Here is a 23,571-nt window from a genome sequence, read left to right as displayed (position 1 = left end):
TCTGATCCCGAGAGAGAGCCGCTGATGACCGCTCCCGAGCACGACCAGTCCTTCGCTCCCGACCCCGACTTCGCCGCGCAGGCCAATGCGCAGGCCGACCTCTACGACAGCGCGTCGAGCGACCGTCTCGCCTTCTGGGAGGAGCAGGCTCGGCGACTCGACTGGGACACCGAGTGGACCGAGGTCCTGGACTGGTCTGACGCGCCGGTCGCCAAGTGGTTCGTGGGCGGCAAGATCAACGTGGCCTACAACTGTGTCGACCGCCACGTGGAGGCCGGCAACGGCGATCGTGTGGCCATCCACTGGATCGGCGAGCCCGGCGACGACGCCCGCGACATCACCTACGCCGAACTCAAGGACGAGGTCAGCCGGGCGGCCAACTACCTCAGCTCGCTCGGCCTCGTCGCCGGTGACCGCGTGGCCATCTACATGCCCCTGCTGCCCGAGGTCTACATCGCGATGCTCGCGTGTGCCCGCCTGGGCCTGACCCACTCCGTGGTGTTCGCCGGATTCTCACCGAACGCGCTGCGCTCCCGCATCGACGACGCGGAGGCCAAGCTCGTCATCACCGCCGACGGACAGTTCCGGCGCGGTAAGCCCGCACCGCTGAAGGCCGGGGTCGACGACGCGCTCTCCGGAAACGGCGTCGATGCCGACGGCGACGCCGAGTCCGTGCAGAACGTGCTCGTGGTCCGCCGGACCGGTCTCGATGTGGACTGGACCGACGGCCGTGACGTCTGGTGGGACGAGGCGATGTCCGAGCAGTCCACCGAGCACACGCCGGAGGCTTTCGACTCGGAGCACCCGCTGTTCCTGCTCTACACCTCCGGCACGACCGGCAAGCCCAAGGGCATCGTCCACACCTCGGGCGGGTACCTCACCCAGTCCGCGTACACCCACCACAACGTCTTCGACCACAAGCCCGGCGAGGACGTCTACTGGTGCACGGCGGACGTCGGCTGGGTCACGGGCCACACCTACGGCGTGTACGCCCCGCTGGCCAACGGCGCCGAGTGCATCGTCTACGAGGGAACCCCGAACTCGCCCGACGAGCACCGTCACTTCCAGATCATCGAGAAGTACGGCGTCACCATCTACTACTCCGCGCCGACCCTGATCCGGACGTTCATGAAGTGGGGCAACGAGATCCCGGCCGCGCACGACCTGTCCTCGATCCGCCTGCTCGGTTCGGTCGGCGAGCCGATCAACCCGGAGGCGTGGCGCTGGTACCGCGAGAACATCGGCGGCGGCAAGGCTCCCATCGTCGACACCTGGTGGCAGACCGAGACCGGCGCGATCATGATCTCCCCGCTCCCGGGCGTCACCGAGACCAAGCCCGGTTCCGCCATGCGGCCGCTGCCCGGTATCGAGGTCGCCATCGTGGACGGCGACGCCAAGGAGGTCGCGACGGACGAGCAGGGCTTCCTCGTGATCACCGAGCCGTGGCCGGCCATGCTCCGCGGCATCTGGGGCGACATGGAGCGCTATCGCGACACCTACTGGTCCCGGTTCGCCGAGGAGGGCTACTACTTCGCCGGTGACGGCGCCAAGTGGGACGCCGACGGCGCACTGTGGGTGCTCGGTCGCGTCGACGACGTCATGAACATCTCCGGTCACCGCATCTCGACCTCCGAGGTCGAATCGGCCCTCGTCGGTCACCGCGCGGTCGCCGAGGCCGCGGTCGTCGGCGCCAACGACGAGACCACCGGCCAGGCGATCGTCGCGTACGTGATCCTGCGGGGCAACGTGGACGCCGAGGAGGATCGTCAGAAGCTCATCGACGAGCTGCGGGCCGAGGTGTCGCGGGAGATCTCCCCGATCGCCAAGCCCCGCGACATCACGATCGTGCCCGAGCTGCCCAAGACGCGGTCCGGCAAGATCATGCGTCGCCTGCTCAAGGACATGGCCGAGGGCCGCGACGGCGGCGACACCTCGACCCTGTCGGATCCGACGATCATGGACCAGATCCGCGAGAAGGGCACGCGCGGCTGACGGGTAGCGGGTGAACACCGCCACGTGACGTGGCACGATGGACGACGGTGCATCCGTCGCCGGACTATGGAGGAACAACCGTGAGCCACGCCCAGGGAACGCACAAGCCGACCGAGGCCTCGATCCCCTTGCATGACGCTGACTCGATCGGCCGTGGCGACGCCAGTATCGGCACCCTGGTCAAGAACGCCACGACGCAGGTGTCGACACTGGTCCGTGCCGAGATCGAGCTGGCGAAGACCGAGGTCACCGAGCAGGTGAAGAAGGCCGCGACCGGGTCCGGCTTCTTCGTCGCGGCCCTCGTCCTGCTGCTGATGTCCTTCTTCCCGTTCGTGTTCATGTGGGCCAAGCTCATCTCGATGTGGTTCGGCACCAAGACCTGGGACTGGATGGGCTTCCTCATCGTGTTCGTCGTCCTGGTCCTGCTCGCGGCGGTGTTCGGGCTACTCGGCTACCGCAAGGTCAAGAAGATCCGGAAGCCGCAGCGCACCATCGACTCGGTGTCGGACCTGAAGCTGGCCATGCCCAAGGGCAACGAGCCCCGGCCCGGCACGGTGCGTGTCACCGAGACGCCCTTGCCCGCGTCGAAATCCTGAGAACTCCCGCTCACCGGCCGCCCGACCCGTCGATCGTCAGGATCGACGGGTCGTGGCGGCATCGTGACGTCTCGGCCAACGGCATCCGCCTGCACATCGCCGAGGCGCTGCCGGCCGACACCCCGCCGGGCCGACTCCCCCCTCTGGTCCTCCTGATCCACGGTCTCAGTGGAATCTGGTGGACGATGCGGGCGCCCATGCTCGCGCTAGCCGACGCCGGGTTCCATGCCGTTGCCGTCGATCTCCGGGGCCACGGCGACTCGGACAAGCCGCCGCGCGGTTACGACGGGTGGACCCTGGCCGCGGACATGACCAACCTCATCCGGGCCCTCGGTCACTCCTCGGCGGTGGTCGTCGGCCAGGGCGAGGGCGGATTCATCGCATGGACCGCCGCCTACCGCCGGCCACGCGCGGTGCGGGGCCTCGTCGTCGTCGGCTCTCCCCACCCGGTCGCCACCCGGCGCGCGGCACTGCTCGACCGCTCCCAACGTCACGCTTTGGTGCCTCGCCTGCTCGCGGACCAGGCGCCGCGATTGCCCGAACGCCACCTCACCCGCGACGGCGCCGTAGCGGTCGAGGAGATGCTCCGCAGTCGATCCGGGCCCACGTGGCCCGGCACCGAGGATTTCCGTGAATCCGCCGACCTGCTCAGGCGGTCCATGCTCATCCCCAAGGTCGCCCACCTGACATTGGAGAGCCGCCGCTGGATGGTTCGGAGCCAGTTCCGTCCGGACGGCCGCGACTTCCGCCGCGCGGTCTCCGGTGTCCTGCCGCAGCCCGTGCTGGGGATCAGCGGCGCCGAGGACCGGTTCATCCTGCCGGCGACCGTCCGTGCGTCCTCGGCCTGGGCGCGTGACTTCACCACCGAACTGGTCCCCGAGGCCGGGCACTATCCCGCGATGGAAGCCCCGGACGCCACATCCCGGCTGATCGTGGACTTCGCGCGGCGCGTCACCCCGCTCTGAGCCGGCTGCACTCCGCCCCTCCGACCGGGCTCCCGCCGGCTCGGCCGGGTCGGCCCACCGCGCTCCCGCCGGCCGGGCCCCGCGGTGATCAACCGGGCAGCCCCACGCACCGCCCCGTCGAGACCGACTCCTGCGCAGCGACCGCGAGCTGGAGCTGCGGCAGCACCTGCTCCACGGTCAGCGCGTACCCGGTGTCCGCGGCGTCCATCGCGGCGCCGAACACCACGCCGGCGACCTGCCCCTCCGGGGTGACCAGCGGTCCGCCGGAATTGCCCTCGCGCACGGAGCCCCGCAGGATGTACACCTCGCGCTCGACGGTCTGCTCGCGGTAGATGTCCGGGCCGCGCAGGGTCACACGCTCACGGATCCGCGCCGCGTCCGGACGGTAGGGCCCGTTGCCCGGGTAGCCCACGACGATCGCGTCATCGCCGGTGCGGGCGCGGTTCTCGGCGAAGGGCAGTACCGGCGCGTCCAGCCCGTCCACGCGCAGGACCGCGATATCCACGCGGGGGTCGTAGACCATCACCTCGGCGTCCAGCTCGTCATCACCGGACACCACGGTCACCGACCCGGTGCCCGCCACGACGTGCGCGTTGGTCATCACGAGCCCCGGTGCGGCCACGAACCCCGACCCCTCCAGCGCGCGGCTGCAGGACTCGGCCCGGCCGCGGATCTTCAGCACGGACGGCTGTACGCGGGTCACCACCTCGGTGCCGGCGAGGACCGGATCGGGCGGTGGGACCTCCTGCATCGGGGTGGTCCCGAAGGGGCCGAGGATGTCCGGGAAACCGGTGGTGCCGAGGACCGAGGTGAACGTCGCGGGGATCCGTTGCAGCTGTTCGGGGGCGACGTCGTCGATCTTGGCCAGCACGGACGACCCTCGCACCGCCTTGCCCAGCCCGGGTCCCTCCTGCGCGGCGATGGGCACCGCGACCAGCCAGGCCACGAGCAGCATGGCAGCGGACTGGAGGACGGCGCCCACCGTGCTGTCGAGGAGTCGTGCACCGGATCCGGCGATGTAGCGCCTGGCGGCGCGGCCGATCGTGACGCCGGCGACCTGCCCGATGATCACCATCACCGCGATGATCGCCAGCCCCGCGGACAGCCTGCCGAACGGCGAGTCGATCTCCCGTACGAGGTGCGGGGCCACCAGCAGTCCGGAGGTCGCGCCGATGCCCACTCCGAGCAACGCGAAGCCCGACGCGGCGGCCCCGTTGATCCAGCCCGAGATCGCCGCGGCCGCGGCGAGTGCGAACAGTGCCAGGTCGAGCCATTGCGAGCCCGTCACCGGTACCCCCTCCGAGGATTGTCCGCGGGCAGGTCGAGCGACTCCTCGCCGTCGGCGGGCTGCTCGCCGTCCCCGGCCAGCCCGCCGTCGGGGGCCGTGCCACCGGCGACGGTGCCGTCGGCGGCGCGCGCGCTCAGCCCGGGGACGCCGGCGACGGTGCGATCGGCCAGTGGGTCCGCGGATTCGCGGCGGGCCTCCTCCGCCGACATGCGGTGCTGCTCCCCGTTCGCGGACGCGGCCAGGGTCTTCTCGAGGTCCCGGATGTCGGACGTGTCCCAGTCCAGGTCCCATCCGGCGGAGTGGAACATCGCGGCGAGGATGCCGGCGGTGAAGCCCCACACGACGAGGTCGTCGTGCTGGAACGCCGGGCCGGTCCACCCGGTGGTGTGCCGGAGCAGGAATCGGTTGGCGGGATCGAGCAGCTCGTCGACCGGCACGGTCATCACGCGCGCGGTCTCCCCCGGGTCCACGACGTCGACCTCCATCGGCTCCCGCCAGTATCCGAGCACCGGTGCGACGGAGTAGTTCGAGACCGGGATGTACAGCTCGGGGAGCACCGCGAGCACGTCCACCCCGTGGGGGTCGAGGCCGGTCTCCTCCCACGCCTCACGCAGCGCGGCCTCCACCGGGCCGCTGTCCGTGTCGTCGACGCCGCCGCCGGGGAACGAGATCTGACCCGAGTGGTTGCGCAGCGTGGTGGCCCGGTGGGTGAGCAGGACGCGGGCATCGCTGGGTGGCTGGGGGCCGGGCGCGTCCTCCGAGCCGGAGAACAGCACCAGGACGGCGGCGTCGCGGTGCGGCCGGCCGACCTCGTTGGGACCGCGGTCCTCGGGCGGGCGCCGTCTCGGCAGCAACCCGTCGAAGCTGCCGTCGGTGCACGCCGTCATGAGGGGGTCCATCCAAGCGGGGTGCGGGACGCCGGTGACGTCGCCGGGCCGGGGCGCGGGCCCGTTCGCGGGGTTGCTCACGCGGTCACTCCCAGGTGTTCGGCGACGGCGTCCAGCACGTCCTGCTCGCTGTCCATGGGCTCGACCAGCACGTGCGCGATCGTCCCGTCGGCGCGGACGAAGAGCGTCAGCGGCAGGACGGGTGGCGCGCCGAGCACGGCCGGCAGCTCCTCCTCCTGGTCGGAGACCGAGATCAGTTCCTCGATGCCCAGCGCGGCGAGGGTGTCGAAACCCTTGGTCTCGGACGGGTCCGTGTGCGAGAGCACCACCCGCACCTCGTCACCGAGGGTGGCCTGGGCGTCACGGATGGCGGGCAGCTCACGGCGGCACGGTTCGCACCAGTAGGCCCACATGTTGACGACCATGGGCTTGCCGGCCTGGATCTTGCCGAGCGTGGTGGTGGAGCCGTCGTCCATGCACCGCACCATGAGGCCGGCGACGGGCCCGGAGGTGGTGGCGGGTGCGGCGCTGTCGCGGCAGGCGGGCAGGTCGGCGCCGGCGCGGGTGTCGGCGTCCACGACCGTGTGCGGCTCGTCGGCGGCCGGGCCGCCCACGGGGGGCGCGCCGGGGGCGGCGGTCGGGTCGCCGGACCCGTCGGCGGTATCACCGAACGTGGAGAGAAGTGCGACGACGACGCCGATCATCGCCACGAGAGCGACCAGCGACCACCGGGCTGAGGCGCTCACGCGTGGTCCCCCAGTCCGACCAGTTCCAGCAGGTGGTCGCGCTCGGGTCCCGCCACGAGGCGGGCGGCGGCGACCGGGTCGAGCGGGCCGGCCTCTCCCGCGGACGGGCAGTCGTCGGCCAGCACACACGCCCCACAGGCCGCGGTCCGGGCGTGGCACACCCGGCGACCGTGGAAGATGATCCGGTGGCTCGCGTCGGTCCAGGAGGCCCGCGGCAGCATGCGCGACACCTCGCGCTCGATGCGGACGGCGTCCGTGGCCTCAGTCCACTTCCAGCGGTTCACCAACCGGATGAAGTGGGTGTCGACCGGCAGGCCCGGGATCCCGAATGCGTTGCCCAACACCACGTTGGCCGTCTTCCGTCCGAATCCCGGGAGGGTGACCAGGTCCTCGAGCCGCTGCGGCACCTCGCCGTCGTACCTCTCCACGAGCGCCGCGCCCAGGCCCTGGATGCTCCGCGCCTTGTTGCGGTAGAAACCCGTCGGCCGGATGAACTCCTCCAGCTCCTCACGGTCCGCCCCCGCGTAGTCGGCGGCGGTCCGGTAGCGCGCGAACAGTGCCGGCGTGACCTCGTTGACCCGCTTGTCCGTGCACTGTGCGGACAGGATCGTCGCCACGCTCAGCTCGAGCGGATCGGTGAAGTCGAGCTCGCAGTAGACGTTCGGGAACGCCTCCTCGAGGCGACGGAGCATGCGTCTCGCGCGCCGGGTGCGCCCGAGGTCGGTCTCCACCCCCCTCGCGGCCACCCCTCGGCTGCGGCGCTTCACGGCAGGAGCTGGGTCGGGCATGAGTCCACATTACGGCTCGGCGCCCCCGCGGCGCGGAACCGCCGCCCCGGGTGCGTGTGCGTCCCGCGGTCCGGGGGTGGATAATCGGACAGATGCAGGGAATCCTCGTCGTCCTGGTGCCGGTCCTCCTCGCCGGGTTCGCACTACTCATGGACCGTTTCGAGAACGCGATCCTCGACGAACCCGAACAGATCGACGTCTGAACCATCCCGCTGATCGCGCGTCGCCACCACCTCCGACGCGCTTACGACTACAGTGGTTTTCGCCACACGCACGCCATGGCACGGACACGCATGTCCGCGCCCGAACGGAGGGTCACAGACTGTGACGATTGATCGCCGCACGGACCAGTCTGCCGACGACGTCCTCACCAGAGCCGGAATCTTCCAGGGTGTGGAGCCGGCAGCGGTCTCCGCCCTGCGTTCCGACCTGACCAGCGAGGAGTACTCGAAGGGTGACGTGATCATCCGCGAGGGCGAGCAGGGCGACAGCCTGTACATCGTCACCTCCGGCAAGGTGAAGCTCTCCCGGAAGGCCCCCGACGGTCGCGAGAACCTGCTCTCCATCCTCGGGCCGTCCGACATGTTCGGCGAGCTCTCCATCTTCGACCCCGGCCCGCGTACCTCGTCGGCCGTGTGTGTCACCGACGTGTCCGTGCAGGCCATGGACCGCTCGGCCCTCAAGCGCTGGATCGCCGAGCGTCCGGAGATCTCCGACCAGCTGCTGCGCGTGCTGGCCCGCCGCCTGCGCCGCACCAACAACAACCTCGCCGACCTCATCTTCACCGACGTGCCCGGCCGCGTGGCCAAGGCCCTGCTGCAGCTCGCGCAGCGCTTCGGCACGCAGGAGGGCGGCAACATCCGCGTGACGCACGACCTCACGCAGGAGGAGATCGCCCAGCTCGTCGGCGCCTCCCGCGAGACGGTGAACAAGGCGCTGGCCGAGTTCGCGCACCGCGGCTGGCTGCGGCTCGAGGGCAAGAGCGTCATCATCTCCGACACCGAGCGGCTGGCCCGCCGCGCCCGCTGACGCCCCAGCCCCCGCCCCCGGCCCCGGCTGCAGACCCAGCCCCAGCCCCCGCCCCGAAATCCGCTACCCGTAATAGGGATCCGCTAGTCCAATCCGACCAGCCGATCCCTATTCCGAGTAGCGGATTCTTGGTTGCCGGCGGGCGACGCTCTTACGCCGCGCGGCCAAGTCCGAGTTGCTCCTGCCGACGCATCGCGTCCTTCACCCGCCGGACGATCACGTCCGGACGCCGCAGGTCATCCCATACCCAGCGAATCACCACGTAGCCGGCATCTTCCAGATCGCGCTGCCTGTGGCGTTCGCGGCTCAGTGCTTCCCGTATCTCCTGCGGGCTGTTCCCGTATTTGCCGAAGCCGTCCGCCTCGCCGATGAGCCTCCATTCTCGCCAGTAGAAGTCCACGCGGAACCGCTTGCCGCTCCGGCCCGACAGCCACACCTGCATCTCGGGCTGCGGGAGACCCGCGAACACCAGGATCAGCCGTATCAACGATTCCAGAACCGATTCCGCCAACCCGCATGTCAGCTCCGGCAGCGCCCGCGCGCGCCCGACACCCGTGCGCCCCTTCGCCAGACCCGCCTCGTCCTGGAGTTCTGGGCGCGACAGCATGCCTCGGCGGATGGCCTGATCGGCAGCAGCCACGCCGCTCTCCAGGCTCACCGTCCGTGCGACGTCGATGATCGTCCTGGCGGGAGAGGTCAACTGGATGCCGTCGACGAGTCTGGTCGCCCCCTCCACGGGCAGGGTGAAGCACACGAGCGCCGAACTGCGCCGCGTTCCGCCGCCCTCGCGTGGCCGGGTGGCGGTGGGCCGGTCCAAGGAGATCCCGTGGAGCGGCAGCCCGTAGAGCGCGAGGGCGGAACCGTGCGACATCACCGTCCCGGGTTCCACCGCGAGCGCGGCCGCCCGAGTTCGTTCGAGGAACTCCCGCTCCCTGCGGACGTAATCGGGCCCGCTCCCGGCGGGCGCCTCCTCCGGCTCGTGGGCGTAGACGCCGGACCGCACCCGCCGTAGCGTTCCGGCGCCGATCCGCCTGTTGATCTCATCGTGGTGCAGGCCGCTGCGGGCGAGCTGCGCGAACGTCGAGAGAAAGGGACTGTCGTGGTCGTCTGTCTTTGATGCACCCATGTTCGGCAGTCTCGCCCACGCCGACACGCGCACTCCCGCTGTAACCCGCGATATGCAGGCCGCCTGTGGAGAAATCCTCCCTGTGGACAATCTCCCCCGCGTCCCCGCGCCCCACCCAAATCCGCTAGCCGGAATCCGGATCGGCGACTCCAATTGGACTAGCCGATCCCTATTCGGACTAGCCGATTTTCGCGAATGGTCGGACCCGGCGGGCGTTGCGGGCGGGTCAGGCGTCGCGGGCGGGGCGGGGCGGGCGGGTCAGGTCGCGGGCGGGTCAGGCGTTGGCCGCGCTACCCGTGCCCTCCGTGCCCCCTGTATCCAGGCGGTCGAGGTAGCGCAGCGCGACCTTGGTGGACTGCTCGGCCACCTTGAGCAGGAACGGCGTCACGTCGCGGTAGATGTGCTGCGTGATCGCCTCGGCCGAGGCGTCGCGCCCCAACTCGGCCCGGGCGGCGATGATCTGGTCGAGTCGATCGCGCCGGTGCCGACCGAGTACCTGGGCCGCGCGGCCGGTGTTCTCCACGTCGGGCCCGTGCCCCGGGATGCCGATCACCCCGTCGGCCCGCGCCGCGAGGAGATCCATGCTGCCCAGGTAGTCACCGAGATCACCGTCGGTCGAGTCCAGCACCGTCGAATCCCGGCCGAGGATCGTGTCCCCGAGGACCACGCAGTCCGGCGGAGCAGTGAACCCGGTGCCCGCGGCCCGCACCTCGAGACTGATCGAGTCGGCCGTGTGCCCCGGGGTGCCCAGTACGATGATGTCCAGGCCGGCGGCGTGGATCACCTCGTCGTCGTCACCGCCCGTCACCAACGGCGCGGCGTCCCGGCAGAACCGTTCCTCCACGGCCCTGACGGGGGCGGAGGTGAATCCGCGCAGGTGATCGATGCCGTCGGTGTGGTCGCCGTGACGATGGGTGACGAAGACGAGCTCGATCTCCCCCACGATCGCCGCGATGCGCTCGGCGTGCGCGCGGTCATCGGGCCCGGGGTCCACCACCACGCAGGTAGGCGACCCCGGGGCCCGCAGGATGACGGTGTTGGTCCCCTCGAAGGTCATCTCGGAGGGGTTGTCGCAGAGGATGACCCCGGACAGCTCCGTGACCGGCCGGAGGGTTTCGTACGCCGGGAAACTGATCGGGGCCAGGCCTGCGGACATCGCGTCTATCCCTCGACCTCGACCACGAGCTCGACCTCGACGGGCGAGTTCAGCGGCAACTCGGACACGCCGACCGCCGATCGGGCGTGGACGCCGGCGTCGCCGAAGATCTCCCCGAGGACGTCCGAGGCGCCGTTGAGCACGCCCGGCTGTCCGCTGAAGCCGGGCGCGGAGGCGACGAACCCGACCACCTTGACGACCTTCACCACCGAATCGATCCCAACGAGCCCGTCGACGGCCGCCAGCGCGTTGAGGGCGCAGGTGCGGGCCAGCTCGGCGGCCTGCTCGGCGGTGACCTCGGCCCCCACCTTGCCCGTGGCCGCCAGGGCGCCGTCGACCATGGGCAACTGCCCGGAGGTGTACACGAACGCGCCGGTACGTACTGCCGGGACGTAGTTGGCGACCGGCGGGACGACCGTCGGCAGCTCCAGACCCAGCTGGTCGAGCTTGCGGGTCCAGTAGCCGGCGGTCTCGGTCTCGGGCATCAGAGCTGTCGCTTCATGTAGGCGACGTGCTGCTCACCCGTGGGACCGGGCAGAACGGAGACCAGCTCCCAGCCGTCGCCTCCCCACTGGTCGAGGATCTGCTTGGTGGCGTGCGTCAGCAGCGGGACCGTCACGTACTCGAACCGGGCTGCTCCAGTGGATTCGCTCATGTGCCCCACTCTAGGTAAGTCACGAGCGCCCCGCGCGCGGTGGTGTGAGCGCTTAGTGTGGAACGCATGCCGTCCACGATGAGTCCAGGTACGCGGTCGACACGATCGACCATCGCCGACGAGCTGTCCACCGGGTGGTCCGACAGCTCCGAACGGGCGGAGTTGCACTACGTCTCGGGGAAGGGCGGCACCGGCAAGACGACCGTCGCCACCTCCCTCGCACTGGCGCTGGCCTCCACCGGCAAGCGGGTCCTGCTGGTGGAGGTGGAGGAACGTCAGGGCATCGCCCGGATCTTCGACCGCGCCCCCCTGCCCTACCGCGAGGAACTCGTGGCCAGGGTCGACGGCGGCGGCAAGGTGTTCGCGCTGGCGATCGACATCGAGGCCGCGATGCTCGACTACCTCGACACCTTCTACCGCCTCGGGGTGGTGGGCAAGGTGATGAAGTCGGTCGGTGCGATCGAATTCGCGACCACGATCGCGCCCGGGCTCAAGGACGTCCTGCTCACCGGCAAGATCTATGAGGTCGTCGCGCGCGAGCACGCCAAGCGTGAGGTCGTCTACGACGCCGTGGTGGTCGACGCCCCGCCCACGGGCCGGATCGGCAAGTTCCTCGACGTCACCACCGCGATGGCCGACCTCGCCGGCGGGGGCGGGCCCATCCGTCGCCAGGCGGAGGCCGTGGCCGAGCTGGTCCACTCCACCCGCACGGTCGTGCACCTGGTGACGCTGTTGGAGTCACTGCCGGTGCAGGAGACCATCGAGGCGATCGCCGAACTCAAGAGCCACGGACTGCGGGTCGGCCAGGTGATCATCAACCGCGCCGAGACCCGTCACCTCGACGACGATGCGCTGCGGCGGATCGCCGAGGAGGACATCGACGCCGAGGCGGTCGCGGACGGCCTCGACGCGACCGGCGTGGAGGTCGACGACGAGGGACTGCAGGGCCTGCTGGTGCAGGCGATCGAGCACGCCCGCGTGGCCCGCGGCCAACTCCGCGCCGGCGAGACGCTCACCTCCGCCGCCTGCCCCACCCTCGTGCTGCCGGCGCTGCCCAACGGGGTGGAGGTCGCGGACCTCTACGACCTCGCCTCCGCCCTCGTCGACCAGGGAGTCCACTGACATGACACGCCGCCTCGACATCACCGCCATGCTCACCGACCCCGCCACCCGGGTGGTGGTGTGCACCGGCGCCGGCGGCGTGGGCAAGACGACCACCGCCGCGGCGGTCGCCCTGCGGGCCGCCGAACTCGGCCGCGACACGGTCGTGTTGACCATCGACCCGGCCCGTCGCCTCGCGCAGGCCCTCGGCATCGACGAGTTGTCCAACGAACCCTCCCCCGTGGACCTCGGGCAGGAGAAATCCGCCGCCGGCGGGTCACTGCACGCGATGATGCTGGACATGCGCCGCACGTTCGACGAACTGGTGGTGGCCAACACCACGGAGGCCAAGGCCCGGGACATCCTGGACAACCGCTTCTACAAGACGATGGTCACCTCCTTCGCGGGGACCCAGGAGTACATGGCCATGGAGAAGTTGGGGCAACTCCTCGACGACTCCGCGTGGGACCTCGTCGTCGTCGACACTCCCCCATCGCGCAACGCACTGGACTTCCTCGACGCACCGCGCCGCCTCGGCGCGTTCCTCGACAGTCGGCTCATGCGGTTGCTCTCCACGCCCGGCCGCGGGGTCGGACGCCTGGTGACCGGCGCGATGAGCACCGCGATGCGCGGGGTGTCCACGGTGGTGGGGTCCTCGATGCTCAAGGACGCCTCCGAGATGGTGGTGGCGCTGGACTCCACGTTCGGCGGGTTCTCCACCCGCGCGTCCCGGACCCAGGCGATCCTGCGACGCAAGGGCACCGAGTTCCTCGTGGTCTCCTCCGCGGAGCGGCCCGCCCTGCGCGAGGCCGCGTTCTTCGCCGAGCGCCTGTCCGAGGAGAAGATGCCGCTGGCGGGGGTCGTGGTCAACCGCACCCATCCGCGACTGACCGACCTGAGCGCCGAACAGGCCTGCGCGGCCGCCGACCGCCTGGCCGGGGAGAACCCGGAGGCCGAGGCGGTGCTGCGCATCCACGCCGACCGGGCGGGCACCGCCAAGCAGGAGGTCCGACTGCTCGAGTCGTTCACCGACACCCACCCGGACGTGCGGATCGTCGGCGTGCCCTCACTGCCGTTCGAGATCTCCAACCTGGAGGCACTGCGGTCGGTGGGCGACCAACTCTGCGGCTGACGGATACGAGCGCGGCCCGCGGCGGGTGCCGCGGGCCGCGCTCGAGGTGTCCGGGCCTCGACTCGCCAGGACTCGGTGGACCTCAGGACTCAGTAGACCTCTGGACTCAGTAGACCTCTGGACTCAGTAGACCGCGGTGTGCCGCTCGATCTGCTGCGCGAAGAAGTCTGCCCAGGAACGGACCTCGGGGTGCTGCTTGAGCAGGGCGCGGCGCTGACGCTCGGTCATACCGCCCCAGACACCGAACTCGACGCGGTTGTCGAGTGCGTCGGCCCGGCACTGCAGGAGGACCGGGCAGTGCCGGCAGATGGACGCGGCCTTGCGCTGCGCCGCGCCGCGGACGAACAGCTCGTCCGGATCGATGTCCTTGCACCGGGCCTGGGCCACCCATTCCTGGCGGCCCTCCCCGATGATGATCTCCTCGGAGCCGAGGGGGTTGCCGGCACCGGGGCGGACCCCGTGGTCGGAGGTGCGGGTGGTCCCGGGGAGGGTGGCCGTCATCGAAATACCCCTTGCGTGAGTGGAGTCGTGGACGGGTTGACCGCGCACGTCTCCGGCCTTCTGAGCCCGCCCGGCGCGGCGGACTCACTGTGTCCGTGGGCGGTCGCACCTGGGATTCGTGTATCGCGATCCTATTCCGATCCGTCCCGCGTTCCCCCATATTGTTACCGCAGTCACACAACAGAAGTAAAGAGTCGACACATGATCGCCGCGCGACGGGTGGTCCCGGAGGGGTGGTCACGTACCCTGTGCGTGTGTCGGCTATGAGTTCGCTGGGAAAGCTGGTCGCGACGTGCGTCGCCGCCGGGGTGGTCACGGCGGGGTCCCTGTTCCCGATCGCGGGGGCAGCGGGGCTGGCCTCCAACAAGATGGCCGACACGTTGGCCGGGACGTCCGCGGACCTCATCAAGGGTGACCTGCCGTCGATCTCCACGGTGACCGACTCGGCCGGCGCCCCCATCGCGTGGCTGTACGACCAGCAGCGCGTGCCGGTGCCCAGCGAGGAGATCTCGCAGCAGATGAAGCTGGCGATCATCGCCATCGAGGACCGCCGGTTCGCGGACCACAACGGCGTCGACTGGCGAGGCACCGTCCGCGCGGCCCTGACCAACGCCACCTCCGGCGAGGTCGAGCAGGGCGCGTCGACGATCGACCAGCAGCTGGTCAAGAACTACCAGTTCCTCGTCTCCGCCGAGAACGACGCGGAGCGTCGCGCCGCGGTCGAGACCACGCCCGCGCGCAAGATCAAAGAGATCCGGATGGCGCTCACCCTCGACGGGGAGTTGAGCAAGGACGAGATCCTCACCAAGTACCTCAACCTGATCTCGTTCGGCAACGGTACGTTCGGCGTCCAGACCGCGGCACAGACCTACTTCGGCGTCGACGCCCGCGACCTCAGCGTCTCCCAGGCGGCGATGCTGGCGGGCATGGTGCAGTCCACCAGTCGGTTCGACCCGTACACCAACCCCGAGGGCACCACGCAGCGCCGCAACACCGTCATCGACACGATGGTGCAGACCGGCGCCATCACCCCGGCCGAGGGCGAGGCCTACGCGGCCGAACCGCTGGGCGTGCTCGAGCGACCGAACCCGCTGCCCCGGGGATGCATCACCGCCGGTGACAGCGGATTCTTCTGCGACTACGTCCTCCAGTACCTCGAGGAGAACGGCCTGAGTCGGGACATGGTGGAGCAGGGCGGGTACACGATCCGCACCACCCTTGACGAGACCGTGCAGTCGAACGTCCAGCGCTCGGTCGACACGTACGGCAACCCGACCGCCCAGGGCGTGGCCGAGGTGATGAGCGTCGTCCGGCCCGGCAAGGACGCCCACAAGGTCGTCGCGATGGCCTCCAGCCGCCAGTACGGACTCGAACTGGGCGACAGCCAGACCGTGCAACCGCAGCCGTTCTCGCTGGTCGGTGACGGCGGTGGCTCGGTCTTCAAGGTCTTCACCGTCGCCGCCGCCATGGAGAAGGGCATGGGCACCAACACGAGCCTCCCGGTGCCGCGTCGCGTCCAGGTCTCCGGACTCGGCGCCGGTGGCGCCGCCGGGTGCCCGCCCGCTCAGTACTGCGTGGAGAACGCCGGCTCGTACCCCTCTTCCTTGTCCGTGACCGACGCCCTCGCGCAGTCGCCCAACACGACGTTCGTGAATCTCATCAAGGACGTGGGCGTCTCGCCCACCGTCGACATGGCGGTCCGCCTCGGCATGCGTTCCTACGACCGCAAGGGCACCGCGCCCGGAGGCGACTCGATCAGCGAGTTCGTCAAGAAGAACAACCTCGGCTCGTTCACCCTCGGGCCCACCGCCGTCAACGCGCTGGAACTGTCCAACGTCGGCGCCACCATCGCCTCCGGCGGCGTCTGGTGTCCCCCCAGTCCCATCGAGTCGATCACCGACCGCACCGGCGCACCCGTCGAGCTGAACGAGCCGGAGTGCGAGCAGGTCGTCGAGGAAGGGCTCGCCGACACCCTCGCCGTCGCCATGTCCAAGGACCACGTGGGCGCCGGCACGGCGGCCGGCGCCGCATCGGGCGCCGGGTGGAGCCTGCCGATGTCCGGCAAGACGGGCACATCCGAGGCCAACCGGTCCTCCGCCTTCCTGGGCTTCACCAACAACTACGCGGCGGCCGTCTACGCGTTCAACGACGGCACCACCACCACCGAGCTGTGTACCAGCCCCCTGCGCCAGTGCTCGTACGGCAACCTCTTCGGTGGCCTCGAGCCGGCACAGACCTGGTTCTCGGCCTTCTCCCCGATCGCCGACATCTACGGCCCGCTCCGACTGCCCGCACCCGATCCCGCCTACCAGGCCGGGACCAGCGGGGCCGCCGCCCCGGACGTCGCCGGCATGAGCCAGTCCGCCGCGACGTCGCTGCTCACCAACGCCGGGTTCGTCGTCAACACGCAGTTCGTCTCCGGCACGGGCCGCCCGTACGGCACCGTCATCGGCGTCGACGGCAGCACCGGCATCCCCGGGTCCCAGCTCACCCTCCGCGTCTCCGACGGATCGGGCGGCGGCGGCGGGGGCACCGGCGCGCAGGGGCAGGGCGCCTCCGGCCCGGGGGCGCCGGTCGGGGACGAACCCATCGTGCTCAACGTGCCGGGCCTGGCCCCCATCACCATCTCGCCGCCGCGGTGACCCCGCCCGGCGTCGGTAGTCTGGACTGATGTCACGCCCTTCACGCAAGACCCGGGTTTCGACGACCTCCCCCGCCCGCGCGGCGGCCGTCCTCGCCGGGGCGGTCGTGGCGGGAACCGTGTACGCCACGGGCTGGGAGCGCAACGCCTTCACGCTGCGCCGCCACTCCCTGCCGCTGCTCGCGCCCGGCTCGCGGCCCCTGACGATCCTCCACGTCTCGGACCTGCACATGATGCCCGGTCAGAAGCGCAAGCAGCAGTTCGTCAACTCGCTGGCGGAGTTGGAGCCCGACCTGGTCGTCAACACCGGTGACAACCTCTCCGACGCCCGGGCGGTGCCCTCCGTGGTCCAGGCCCTCGGGCCACTGCTCGACCGGCCCGGGGCGTTCGTGTTCGGCTCCAACGACTACTACGCCCCGGTCCCCAAGAGCCCGCTGCCGTACATCGGGATAGGCCGCCAGAAGCACTCGGCCGTCCCGTTGCCGTGGCGGGATCTCAGGGCCGCCTTCACCGAGCGGGGCTGGGTCGACGCCACCCACCAGCGCGCGGAGATCGCGGTCGACGGCCGTAGCGTGCTCGTCGCCGGTGTCGACGACCCCCACATCGGACGGGACCACTACAACGAGATCGCCGGACCCGCCGGGCCCGCCTTCGACCTGCGGATCGGGTTGCTGCACTCGCCGGAGCCACGCGTGCTGGACCGGTTCGACGCCGACGGGTACGATCTCGCGCTCGCGGGGCACACCCACGGTGGTCAACTCTGCCTCCCCACCGGCGCGATCGTCACCAACTGCGGCATCGACCGCTCGCGGGCCCAGGGTCTGTCCGCGTGGGGCCGGAACCTGGTGTTGCACGTCTCCGCCGGCCTGGGCACCTCCCCGTACGTGCCGGTTCGGACGTTCTGCCGCCCGGAGGCGACCCTGCTGGAACTGGTCGCCGCCCCCGGTGGTGGCGGCGAGGGATCCGAGGTCCCGGTGACCCCGCAACGGGTGAAGGTGCCCCTGCCGGCCTGACCCGGTTTCGCGATTCCGGCGGCGGGGCGCTAGAGTATCCCTCGTTGTCGACCGGGGTGTGGCGCAGCTTGGTAGCGCGCTTCGTTCGGGACGAAGAGGCCGTGGGTTCAAATCCCGCCACCCCGACAATGCGAGGGCCCGGATCACGTCGGTGATCCGGGCCCTCGGTCTTTTCGTGCCCTCGGCCAGTTCGTGCCGTGCCCTCGGGTTCCCCCTGCCGTGGTGCCGCCGACGTGGGGCCGCTCTTCCGGTGCACAGCGGCGCGGACTCTCCGTAGAGTCGTGTCATGACCTCCGAGACCGACGTCCAGAACGCCGCCGCCGCAGGGGACAGTGCACCCGGGACCGGCCCGGCCGTGCACCCGAACTACGGCCGCATCACCACCACCGGGGCGGGGGACGCGGTCCTCGCGGCCTCGCTGCAGAAGGTCCTCGACGGGACCTGGGCCGATGCCCGCGAGTTCACGCGCGAGGCCATGACCCCGGACATGCTCAACCCGATCGGGCTGGGCATGGAGGAGCATCGCGACCATGTACTGGCGCAGCTCCAGCGCCTGGCCGACTCCGGGATGCCCAAGCTGGGGTTCCGCGAGGAGGACGGTGGGACCGGTGACACCGGCGGGGCGTTGACGTCCTTCGAGATGCTCGGCCACCTCGACCTGTCCCTCATGGTCAAGGCCGGCGTCCAGTGGGGCCTGTTCGGCGGCGCGATCGCCAACCTCGGCGACTCCGAGACCCGTAAGAAGTACCTGCCGGACGTCATGTCCCTGGACCTGCTCGGCTGCTTCGCCATGACCGAGGTCGGCGGCGGCTCGGACGTGCAGAACCTGGAGACGACGGCGACGTTCGATCGTGAGACCGGCGAGTTCGTCGTCAACACCCCCACGCCCAGTGCGGAGAAGGCCTACATCGGCAACGCCGCCCGCGACGGCCGGATGGCCGCCGTGTTCGCCCAGCTGATCACGACCGCGGACGACGGCGGGGAACTCCGCCACGGTGTCCACTGCCTGCTCGTGCCGATCCGCGACGAGGCCGGTAACGACCTGCCGGGGGTGCGCACCTCCGACCACGGCCCCAAGGGCGGCCTCGCGGGCGTGGACAACGGCAAGATCTGGTTCGACGACGTGCGGGTCCCGCGGGAGGCGCTGCTCGACCGCTTCGGCGCCGTCGACGCCGACGGGGAGTACTCCTCCCCCATCGATTCGGTGGGCGCCCGATTCTTCACCATGCTCGGCACGCTCATCCGCGGTCGGGTGTCGGTGGGAGCGGCGGCGGGCGCGTCCGCGCGCACCGCGCTGGCGCTGGCCGTGCGGTACTCGCTGGTCCGCCGGCAGTTCGACCACCCGGAGACCGGCAAGGGCATCCCGCTGCTGGAGTACCGCGAGCACCAGCGTCGGCTCATGCCACGGGTCGCCCGCGCGTACGCGTTCGCGTGCGCCCAGAACGCCATCATCCTCGAACTGGACGAGTTCGAGAAGAACCCGGAGGCCTTCGACGAGGTCCGTCGCCGCGAGATGGAGACCCACGCCGCGGGCATCAAGGCCTCGGTCACGGCGTTCGCCAACGACACGATCATCGAGGCCCGCCTGGCCTGCGGCGGCGCCGGCTACATGGCGGAGAACCTGCTCACGGAGATGCGCAAGGACTGCGACGTCTTCTCGACCTTCGAGGGCGACAACGTGGTGCTCACCCAGTTGGTGGGCAAGGAGCTCCTGAGCTCCTACGCCGCGGACTTCGGCGACATGGACCAGCGCGAGACCGTCGCGTTCGCGCTGAGCACGGCCGTCGACGTGGTGCAGGAGAAGGCCCGCGCCTCCACCCTGTGGCAGAAGCTCGTCGACGCCGTGACGGACCGCGAGCACACCGACCTGCTCGATCGCGGCAACCAGCTCCAGCTCCTCGTCGACCGCGAGGAGCACCTGCTGGAGACGGTCGCGCGACGGCTGCGCAAGGCGCAGGGCCAGGACGGTTCGGCGGCGTTCAAGGTCTTCAACTCGGCGCAGGATCATCTCCTGCAGGCCGGTCGCGCCCACATGGACAGCTGGGTGTTCGCCCGCTTCGCCGAGGCCGTGGAGGCCTGCGAGGACCCGGAGGCCAGGGAGGTCCTCGGGATGTTGTGCGACCTGTACGTGCTCGACATCGTGGACGGCGACAAGGGCTGGTTCCTCGAGCACAACCGTCTGACGACCGAGCGGACGAAGGCGGCCACCGCGGCCCGCAACCGTCTCTGCACCAAGTTGGCCGGCCGGGCGCGCACGCTGGTCGACGCCTTCGCGATCCCCGAGTTCGTCTTCAGCGTCCCCATGCTCACCGACGGCGGCGTGGACGCGATCACCGACGAGCCCTCCGACGAACACGAGGTCGTCGGCCTGGCCGACTGACCTCGCGCGACCCCTTCATCCCGAAGAGCGTTCCGCACACGTTTCCCGAGAGGGAGGCGTGCGGAACGCTCTTCTCGTCGGCGCGGGAGCGGGTCCGCCTCGGCGCGACGTCTACCGGCGGGCGCGGGGCCGCCCGGCGACGATCACCGCCAGAAGCGAGAACACCGCGACCGCCAGCAGGACCGCCGCGCCGGTCCAGGCGACGGAGGCGGGCCCGGACAGGAGCACGGCGTCGAGCGCCGCGGTGGCCTGCCTGGTCGTGGTCGCCGAGGTGACGGTGACGATCGCCGAGGGCGCACCGCCGGCGACCCACACCCACCACGCCGCGCCGGCCGACGCGGCGGCGAGGATCACCGCCGTGATCCGACCGGGCCACGGGCCGAGCACCGCGACGAGTGCGCGCCACAGGGCGGAGGAGGCGACGACGACGAGGGCGACGAGAGCCACGGCGGCAGTAGCCCCGCCCGCGGTGGGGCCGTCGGCGGTGGCCAGCGCCCACGCGGACAGGCCCGCGGTGAGCAGGGTCAGCGCGAGAACCGACTCCGCGATCGACGAGCCGGGCCGGCGGACGAGCTGGACGAGCAGTGCTCCGAGCATCGCTGCGGCGGCGACGCCGAGGATCCCGGCGGAGGTGCGGCGCTCGGAGTCGTCGGCGGCCGCGGCGGCCTCCAGCCCGGCGTCGCCCTGCTCGACGGCCAGGGCCCGCCCGGTCTTGCCGATGGACTCCTGGGTGCGGCCGGCGGAGTCGGCGACGCTGGCCGCACCGTCGCGGAGCGTGTCGGCTCCCGTGGCGAGCTCGCCCGCGCCGCCGGCGAGTTCGCGGGCGCCACGGGTGGCGGAGTAGACGCCGTCGCGCAGCTCGGCGCCCGGGGCGGAGAGTTGGCGGGCGAGTTCCGCCGCGCCGGAGTCGAGCTGGTCGAGGTTGCTCAGCGTGTTCTGGTCGAGGCCCTGGGTGGCCAGCTGGTCGCGGAGCCCGGTCAGGGCGTTGCGCGCCTGGACGACCTCCGGGGCGTCGCCCTGCAGCCGCGACAGGGCGTCCTCGATCGCGGTGGAGACCTGCCCCTGGATCACGGCGACCCCGCGGACCGCACCCACGACCTGACGGACGCCGCCCGCGACCTCCTCGGCCCCGGATCCGGCCTGCCCCATCCCCGCCTGCAACTGCTCCATGCCCGTGGCCAGCTCCACGGAGCCGTCGCGCAGCTGCCCGGCGCCGTCGGCGAGTTCGGTTGTCCCGGAGCGCAACTGCTCCGCTCCGGCGACCGTGAACGACGAGTTGGCCGACGCCTCCGCCAGCGCCGAACGCAGGGGCCCGCCGGCGCCGGGGGCGGCGTCCTCCTGCTGGGGGGTCGGCCCGACCACCGCCCACAGTGCGGCCAGGACGAGGGGCAGGACGATCAGCGCCAGGCCCAGCAGCCGCCGCGCGGGTCCCCCGCGGGCGGCGCCGACCTCGTGGCCCGGGGCGTCCGGCGCGTCCGGGGGGTCTGATCGAGGGGAGGTGCCGGGGTCGGTGACGGGCAGGATGTCGGTGTGCGGCGAGGTCTCAGAGGGGGCGTCCGAGGAGGTCATGGCCGGATCGTAGCCCCCTGGAACCGGTGTTCCCGCAGGTCACTCGGCATGCCCCCGCATCGGTGTCCGTGGCTGTTGATAAACTTCCGTGGAAACCTTCGCACCCCTCGCCACCCGCTGCCGCGCAGGAAGGAGCCATGAGCCCCGTCCTCGCGATCGCTGCTGCAGGTCTGGCCACCCTGCTCGCATGGCCGCTCACACGGTGGTTGGGCCGGGGCGCGGGATGGCCGCTCGCGGCGCTCTACCTACTGGGGGCGTCCGCGCTCCTGTGGCCGCTCTCGCTGGCCCTGTCGGGGAGGCCCACCGAGGTCGTACGCATCCCCTGGGTGCCCGCCCGCGACTGGACCCTGGACCTGTTCGCGGACCCCACGGGCCTGCTCTTCGCGATGCTCGCGTTGGTGATCGGCGCGATCGTGTTGATCTATTCGTCGTCGTATCTCTCCGGCGGCGGTGACCACGGGCACGGGCGTCGGCACGCCCGCGGGCGGCGCCCACAGCACTACGGCTTCTACCAGCTCATGACCCTGTTCACGGTCTCCATGCTGGGGCTCGTCCTCACGGACTCGATGGTGCTGCTCTACGTGTGCTGGGAGCTCACGTCCCTGGCGTCGTTCGCGTTGATCGCCAACTCGGGCCGCCCCGCCTACGCCGCCGCGCTGCGCACCCTCACGGTGACCGTCGTCGGTGGCCTCGTGCTGCTGGGCGCGCTCGTGGCCATGTGGTTGCGCACCGACACCACCTCCATCTCGGAGGCCCTCGCGCACGACGTGTGGTCCACCGACCCCGGCTTCACCGCAGCGATCGCGGTCGCCGTGGCGGTGGCCGCGTTCACCAAGTCCGCCCAGTTCCCGTTCCACTTCTGGCTGCCGGACGCGATGGCGGCGGCGACCCCGGTGAGCGCGTACCTGCACGCCGCGGCCGTGGTCAAGGCCGGGATCTTCCTGTTCATGCGGTTCTCCCCGGCCTTCCACGACGTGCCGGTGTGGAACGCACTGCTCGTGTCCGTGGGCATGGGAACCGCCGTGATGGCGGCCGTGTTCGCCCTGCAGAAGACCGACCTCAAGCAGCTCATGGCCTATTCCACCGTGAGCCAGCTGGGGTGGATCACCGCGGCGATCGGCGTGGGGACGCAGGAGGCGCTCGCCGCCGCCGCACTGCACACCGTCGCCCACGCCCTGTTCAAGTCTGGGCTGTTCATGCTGGTCGGCGTGGTCGACCACGAGGCGGGGGCCCGCGACATCCGCGACCTCGGCCCGCTGTGGCGCCGCATGCCGTGGACGTTCGGCGCCACCGTGCTCGGCGCGGGCGCCATGGCCGCCGTGCCGCCCACCCTGGGCTTCGTGTCCAAGGAGTCCATGCTCATCGCGTTCGGCGACGTCGCCGGCGGGAACACGGTGGCGGTGACCGCCCTGCTGACCGCCGCCGTGATCGGGGCGATCCTCACCTTCCTCTACTGCGCCCGGATCGTGCTGGGCGGCTTCCTCGGCGTCTACCGCGACCCGGCCCGGACGGCGGCCGACCCGGACGAGGTCCACGAGGCACCGGTCCGGCTCTGGCTGCCCGCGGCCCTGCCCGCCGCGATCGGGTTGCCGCTGGCGCTCGTGGTCTGGGTCTTCGACGTGCCGATGTCCGCGGTCGCCGAGGCCGCGGCCGGTTCGTTCGGCTGGCCCCCGAACGAACCGGGCACCGCCGTCGTCTACGGCACCGCTCCCGCCGGGACGATCGACGACCTGACCTACGAGGCCCACTTCGTCCTGTGGCACGGGCTGACCCTCGAGGTCGGGCTCACCGCCCTGATCCTCGTCGTCGGTGCCCTGCTGGCCTGGAAGCGCACGCCGATCGACCGCGCACTCGACCGGGAGCTGCTGCCCTTCACGGGCGCCTCCGTCCTCGAGGGCCTGACGTCGGCGGCCACGCGCGCCGGCCGCGCGCTGGTCCGTCCCACCGCGTCGGACTCCCCGCCCGGCACGCCGGCGCCCTGCTGGCGGTCCTGAGCGTCTACGCGG

Annotated in this window: 20 protein-coding genes and 1 tRNA gene; 11 read left to right on the top strand and 10 right to left on the bottom strand. The window is 71.0% G+C overall.

Annotated elements, in window-relative coordinates; translation table 11 throughout:
• Positions 1–24: 24 nt before the first annotated feature.
• From acs to OVA21_RS00910, 3 genes are all read left to right on the top strand, one after another.
• Positions 25–1,992, top strand: a complete 1,968-nt coding sequence (gene acs, locus OVA21_RS00920) for an acetate--CoA ligase (RefSeq protein WP_067711421.1) — start codon at positions 25–27, stop codon at positions 1,990–1,992.
• An 80-nt stretch (positions 1,993–2,072) separates the two neighbouring features.
• A complete protein-coding gene (locus tag OVA21_RS00915; RefSeq protein ID WP_067711418.1) occupies positions 2,073–2,588 on the top strand; it encodes a phage holin family protein in 516 nt (171 codons plus the stop codon).
• Positions 2,582–3,553: an alpha/beta fold hydrolase gene (locus OVA21_RS00910; protein ID WP_326493476.1), complete on the top strand. Its 972-nt coding sequence runs from the start codon at positions 2,582–2,584 to the stop codon at positions 3,551–3,553. Before OVA21_RS00915 ends, OVA21_RS00910 begins: the two co-directional genes overlap by 7 nt.
• 88 nt (positions 3,554–3,641) lie before the next feature.
• Here OVA21_RS00910 and OVA21_RS00905 read toward each other — a convergent pair whose 3' ends face one another.
• The 4 genes from OVA21_RS00905 to nth are packed head-to-tail and all read right to left on the bottom strand — an operon-like array spanning position 3,642 to position 7,262.
• Complete coding sequence (locus OVA21_RS00905) at positions 3,642–4,841, bottom strand: MarP family serine protease (protein WP_268091574.1); 1,200 nt, start codon at positions 4,839–4,841, stop codon at positions 3,642–3,644.
• Positions 4,838–5,809 (bottom strand): NUDIX hydrolase, encoded by a 972-nt coding sequence (locus OVA21_RS00900; protein ID WP_227022182.1) that lies wholly within the window; start codon positions 5,807–5,809, stop codon positions 4,838–4,840. The genes OVA21_RS00905 and OVA21_RS00900 overlap by 4 nt, the downstream gene beginning before the upstream one ends.
• Complete coding sequence (locus OVA21_RS00895; protein ID WP_268091573.1) at positions 5,806–6,474, bottom strand: TlpA family protein disulfide reductase; 669 nt, start codon at positions 6,472–6,474, stop codon at positions 5,806–5,808. Before OVA21_RS00895 ends, OVA21_RS00900 begins: the two co-directional genes overlap by 4 nt.
• Positions 6,471–7,262: an endonuclease III gene (gene nth / locus OVA21_RS00890; protein WP_256821078.1), complete on the bottom strand. Its 792-nt coding sequence runs from the start codon at positions 7,260–7,262 to the stop codon at positions 6,471–6,473. The genes OVA21_RS00895 and nth overlap by 4 nt, the downstream gene beginning before the upstream one ends.
• 324 nt (positions 7,263–7,586) lie before the next feature.
• On the opposite strand from nth, the gene OVA21_RS00885 reads away from it, so the two are divergent.
• A complete protein-coding gene (locus OVA21_RS00885; protein ID WP_096906152.1) occupies positions 7,587–8,291 on the top strand; it encodes a Crp/Fnr family transcriptional regulator in 705 nt (234 codons plus the stop codon).
• Positions 8,292–8,442: 151 nt separating this feature from the next.
• Here the strand turns inward: OVA21_RS00885 and OVA21_RS00880 are convergent, their stop codons facing one another.
• The 4 genes from OVA21_RS00880 to OVA21_RS00865 form a co-directional block, all read right to left on the bottom strand.
• Positions 8,443–9,444 carry a hypothetical protein gene (locus OVA21_RS00880; RefSeq protein WP_268091572.1) on the bottom strand — a complete coding sequence of 334 codons (1,002 nt, stop codon included), beginning with the start codon at positions 9,442–9,444 and terminating at the stop codon, positions 8,443–8,445.
• 247 nt (positions 9,445–9,691) lie between these two features.
• Complete coding sequence (locus tag OVA21_RS00875) at positions 9,692–10,573, bottom strand: MBL fold metallo-hydrolase (RefSeq protein WP_268091571.1); 882 nt, start codon at positions 10,571–10,573, stop codon at positions 9,692–9,694.
• A 5-nt stretch (positions 10,574–10,578) separates the two neighbouring features.
• Positions 10,579–11,058, bottom strand: coding sequence for a RidA family protein (locus tag OVA21_RS00870; protein ID WP_268091570.1), 480 nt, complete (start codon positions 11,056–11,058; stop codon positions 10,579–10,581).
• Complete coding sequence (locus OVA21_RS00865) at positions 11,058–11,228, bottom strand: DUF4177 domain-containing protein (protein WP_096906156.1); 171 nt, start codon at positions 11,226–11,228, stop codon at positions 11,058–11,060. The genes OVA21_RS00870 and OVA21_RS00865 overlap by 1 nt, the downstream gene beginning before the upstream one ends.
• 66 nt (positions 11,229–11,294) lie before the next feature.
• Between OVA21_RS00865 and OVA21_RS00860 the strand changes: the two genes are divergently transcribed.
• Together OVA21_RS00860 and OVA21_RS00855 are read left to right on the top strand one after the other, a co-directional pair.
• Positions 11,295–12,350: an ArsA-related P-loop ATPase gene (locus tag OVA21_RS00860; RefSeq protein WP_154829133.1), complete on the top strand. Its 1,056-nt coding sequence runs from the start codon at positions 11,295–11,297 to the stop codon at positions 12,348–12,350.
• Between the two features lies 1 nt (position 12,351).
• Positions 12,352–13,461, top strand: a complete 1,110-nt coding sequence (locus OVA21_RS00855) for an ArsA family ATPase (protein ID WP_067716252.1) — start codon at positions 12,352–12,354, stop codon at positions 13,459–13,461.
• Positions 13,462–13,584: 123 nt separating this feature from the next.
• Here OVA21_RS00855 and OVA21_RS00850 read toward each other — a convergent pair whose 3' ends face one another.
• Positions 13,585–13,962, bottom strand: a complete 378-nt coding sequence (locus OVA21_RS00850) for a WhiB family transcriptional regulator (protein WP_082923905.1) — start codon at positions 13,960–13,962, stop codon at positions 13,585–13,587.
• 263 nt (positions 13,963–14,225) lie between these two features.
• On the opposite strand from OVA21_RS00850, the gene OVA21_RS00845 reads away from it, so the two are divergent.
• From OVA21_RS00845 to OVA21_RS00830, 4 genes are all read left to right on the top strand, one after another.
• Positions 14,226–16,604, top strand: a complete 2,379-nt coding sequence (locus OVA21_RS00845; RefSeq protein ID WP_268093091.1) for a transglycosylase domain-containing protein — start codon at positions 14,226–14,228, stop codon at positions 16,602–16,604.
• A 28-nt stretch (positions 16,605–16,632) separates the two neighbouring features.
• Positions 16,633–17,616, top strand: a complete 984-nt coding sequence (locus tag OVA21_RS00840) for a metallophosphoesterase (RefSeq protein ID WP_069389392.1) — start codon at positions 16,633–16,635, stop codon at positions 17,614–17,616.
• A gap of 52 nt (positions 17,617–17,668) precedes the next feature.
• Positions 17,669–17,742, top strand: a tRNA-Pro gene (locus OVA21_RS00835).
• A gap of 160 nt (positions 17,743–17,902) precedes the next feature.
• Positions 17,903–19,996: an acyl-CoA dehydrogenase family protein gene (locus tag OVA21_RS00830; protein WP_067716244.1), complete on the top strand. Its 2,094-nt coding sequence runs from the start codon at positions 17,903–17,905 to the stop codon at positions 19,994–19,996.
• A gap of 111 nt (positions 19,997–20,107) precedes the next feature.
• On the opposite strand, the gene OVA21_RS00825 is transcribed toward OVA21_RS00830, so the two are convergent.
• A complete protein-coding gene (locus OVA21_RS00825) occupies positions 20,108–21,565 on the bottom strand; it encodes a hypothetical protein (RefSeq protein ID WP_268091569.1) in 1,458 nt (485 codons plus the stop codon).
• 137 nt (positions 21,566–21,702) lie between these two features.
• Between OVA21_RS00825 and OVA21_RS00820 the strand changes: the two genes are divergently transcribed.
• Positions 21,703–23,559, top strand: coding sequence for a proton-conducting transporter transmembrane domain-containing protein (locus OVA21_RS00820; protein ID WP_268091568.1), 1,857 nt, complete (start codon positions 21,703–21,705; stop codon positions 23,557–23,559).
• The last annotated feature ends 12 nt before the right edge of the window (positions 23,560–23,571 follow it).

Origin of the sequence: Dietzia sp. SL131, assembly GCF_026672565.1 — a bacterium.
In the GTDB taxonomy this organism is placed as follows: domain Bacteria; phylum Actinomycetota; class Actinomycetes; order Mycobacteriales; family Mycobacteriaceae; genus Dietzia; species Dietzia kunjamensis.
The sequence above is the reverse complement of the archived record's forward strand: the minus strand, read 5'-3'. Positions and strand labels throughout refer to the sequence as shown.

What these genes read in the sequence shown, in the direction of transcription:
- OVA21_RS00850 (WP_082923905.1), bottom strand. Translation starts at nt 13,962, where the DNA reads ATGACGGCCACCCTCCCCGGGACCACCCGCACCTCCGACCACGGGGTC.
- acs (WP_067711421.1), top strand. Translation starts at nt 25, where the DNA reads ATGACCGCTCCCGAGCACGACCAGTCCTTCGCTCCCGACCCCGACTTC.
- OVA21_RS00840 (WP_069389392.1), top strand. Translation starts at nt 16,633, where the DNA reads ATGTCACGCCCTTCACGCAAGACCCGGGTTTCGACGACCTCCCCCGCC.
- OVA21_RS00855 (WP_067716252.1), top strand. Translation starts at nt 12,352, where the DNA reads ATGACACGCCGCCTCGACATCACCGCCATGCTCACCGACCCCGCCACC.
- OVA21_RS00825 (WP_268091569.1), bottom strand. Translation starts at nt 21,565, where the DNA reads ATGACCTCCTCGGACGCCCCCTCTGAGACCTCGCCGCACACCGACATC.
- OVA21_RS00845 (WP_268093091.1), top strand. Translation starts at nt 14,226, where the DNA reads ATGAGTTCGCTGGGAAAGCTGGTCGCGACGTGCGTCGCCGCCGGGGTG.
- OVA21_RS00860 (WP_154829133.1), top strand. Translation starts at nt 11,295, where the DNA reads ATGCCGTCCACGATGAGTCCAGGTACGCGGTCGACACGATCGACCATC.
- OVA21_RS00870 (WP_268091570.1), bottom strand. Translation starts at nt 11,058, where the DNA reads ATGCCCGAGACCGAGACCGCCGGCTACTGGACCCGCAAGCTCGACCAG.
- OVA21_RS00875 (WP_268091571.1), bottom strand. Translation starts at nt 10,573, where the DNA reads ATGTCCGCAGGCCTGGCCCCGATCAGTTTCCCGGCGTACGAAACCCTC.
- OVA21_RS00865 (WP_096906156.1), bottom strand. Translation starts at nt 11,228, where the DNA reads ATGAGCGAATCCACTGGAGCAGCCCGGTTCGAGTACGTGACGGTCCCG.
- OVA21_RS00830 (WP_067716244.1), top strand. Translation starts at nt 17,903, where the DNA reads ATGACCTCCGAGACCGACGTCCAGAACGCCGCCGCCGCAGGGGACAGT.
- nth (WP_256821078.1), bottom strand. Translation starts at nt 7,262, where the DNA reads ATGCCCGACCCAGCTCCTGCCGTGAAGCGCCGCAGCCGAGGGGTGGCC.
- OVA21_RS00820 (WP_268091568.1), top strand. Translation starts at nt 21,703, where the DNA reads ATGAGCCCCGTCCTCGCGATCGCTGCTGCAGGTCTGGCCACCCTGCTC.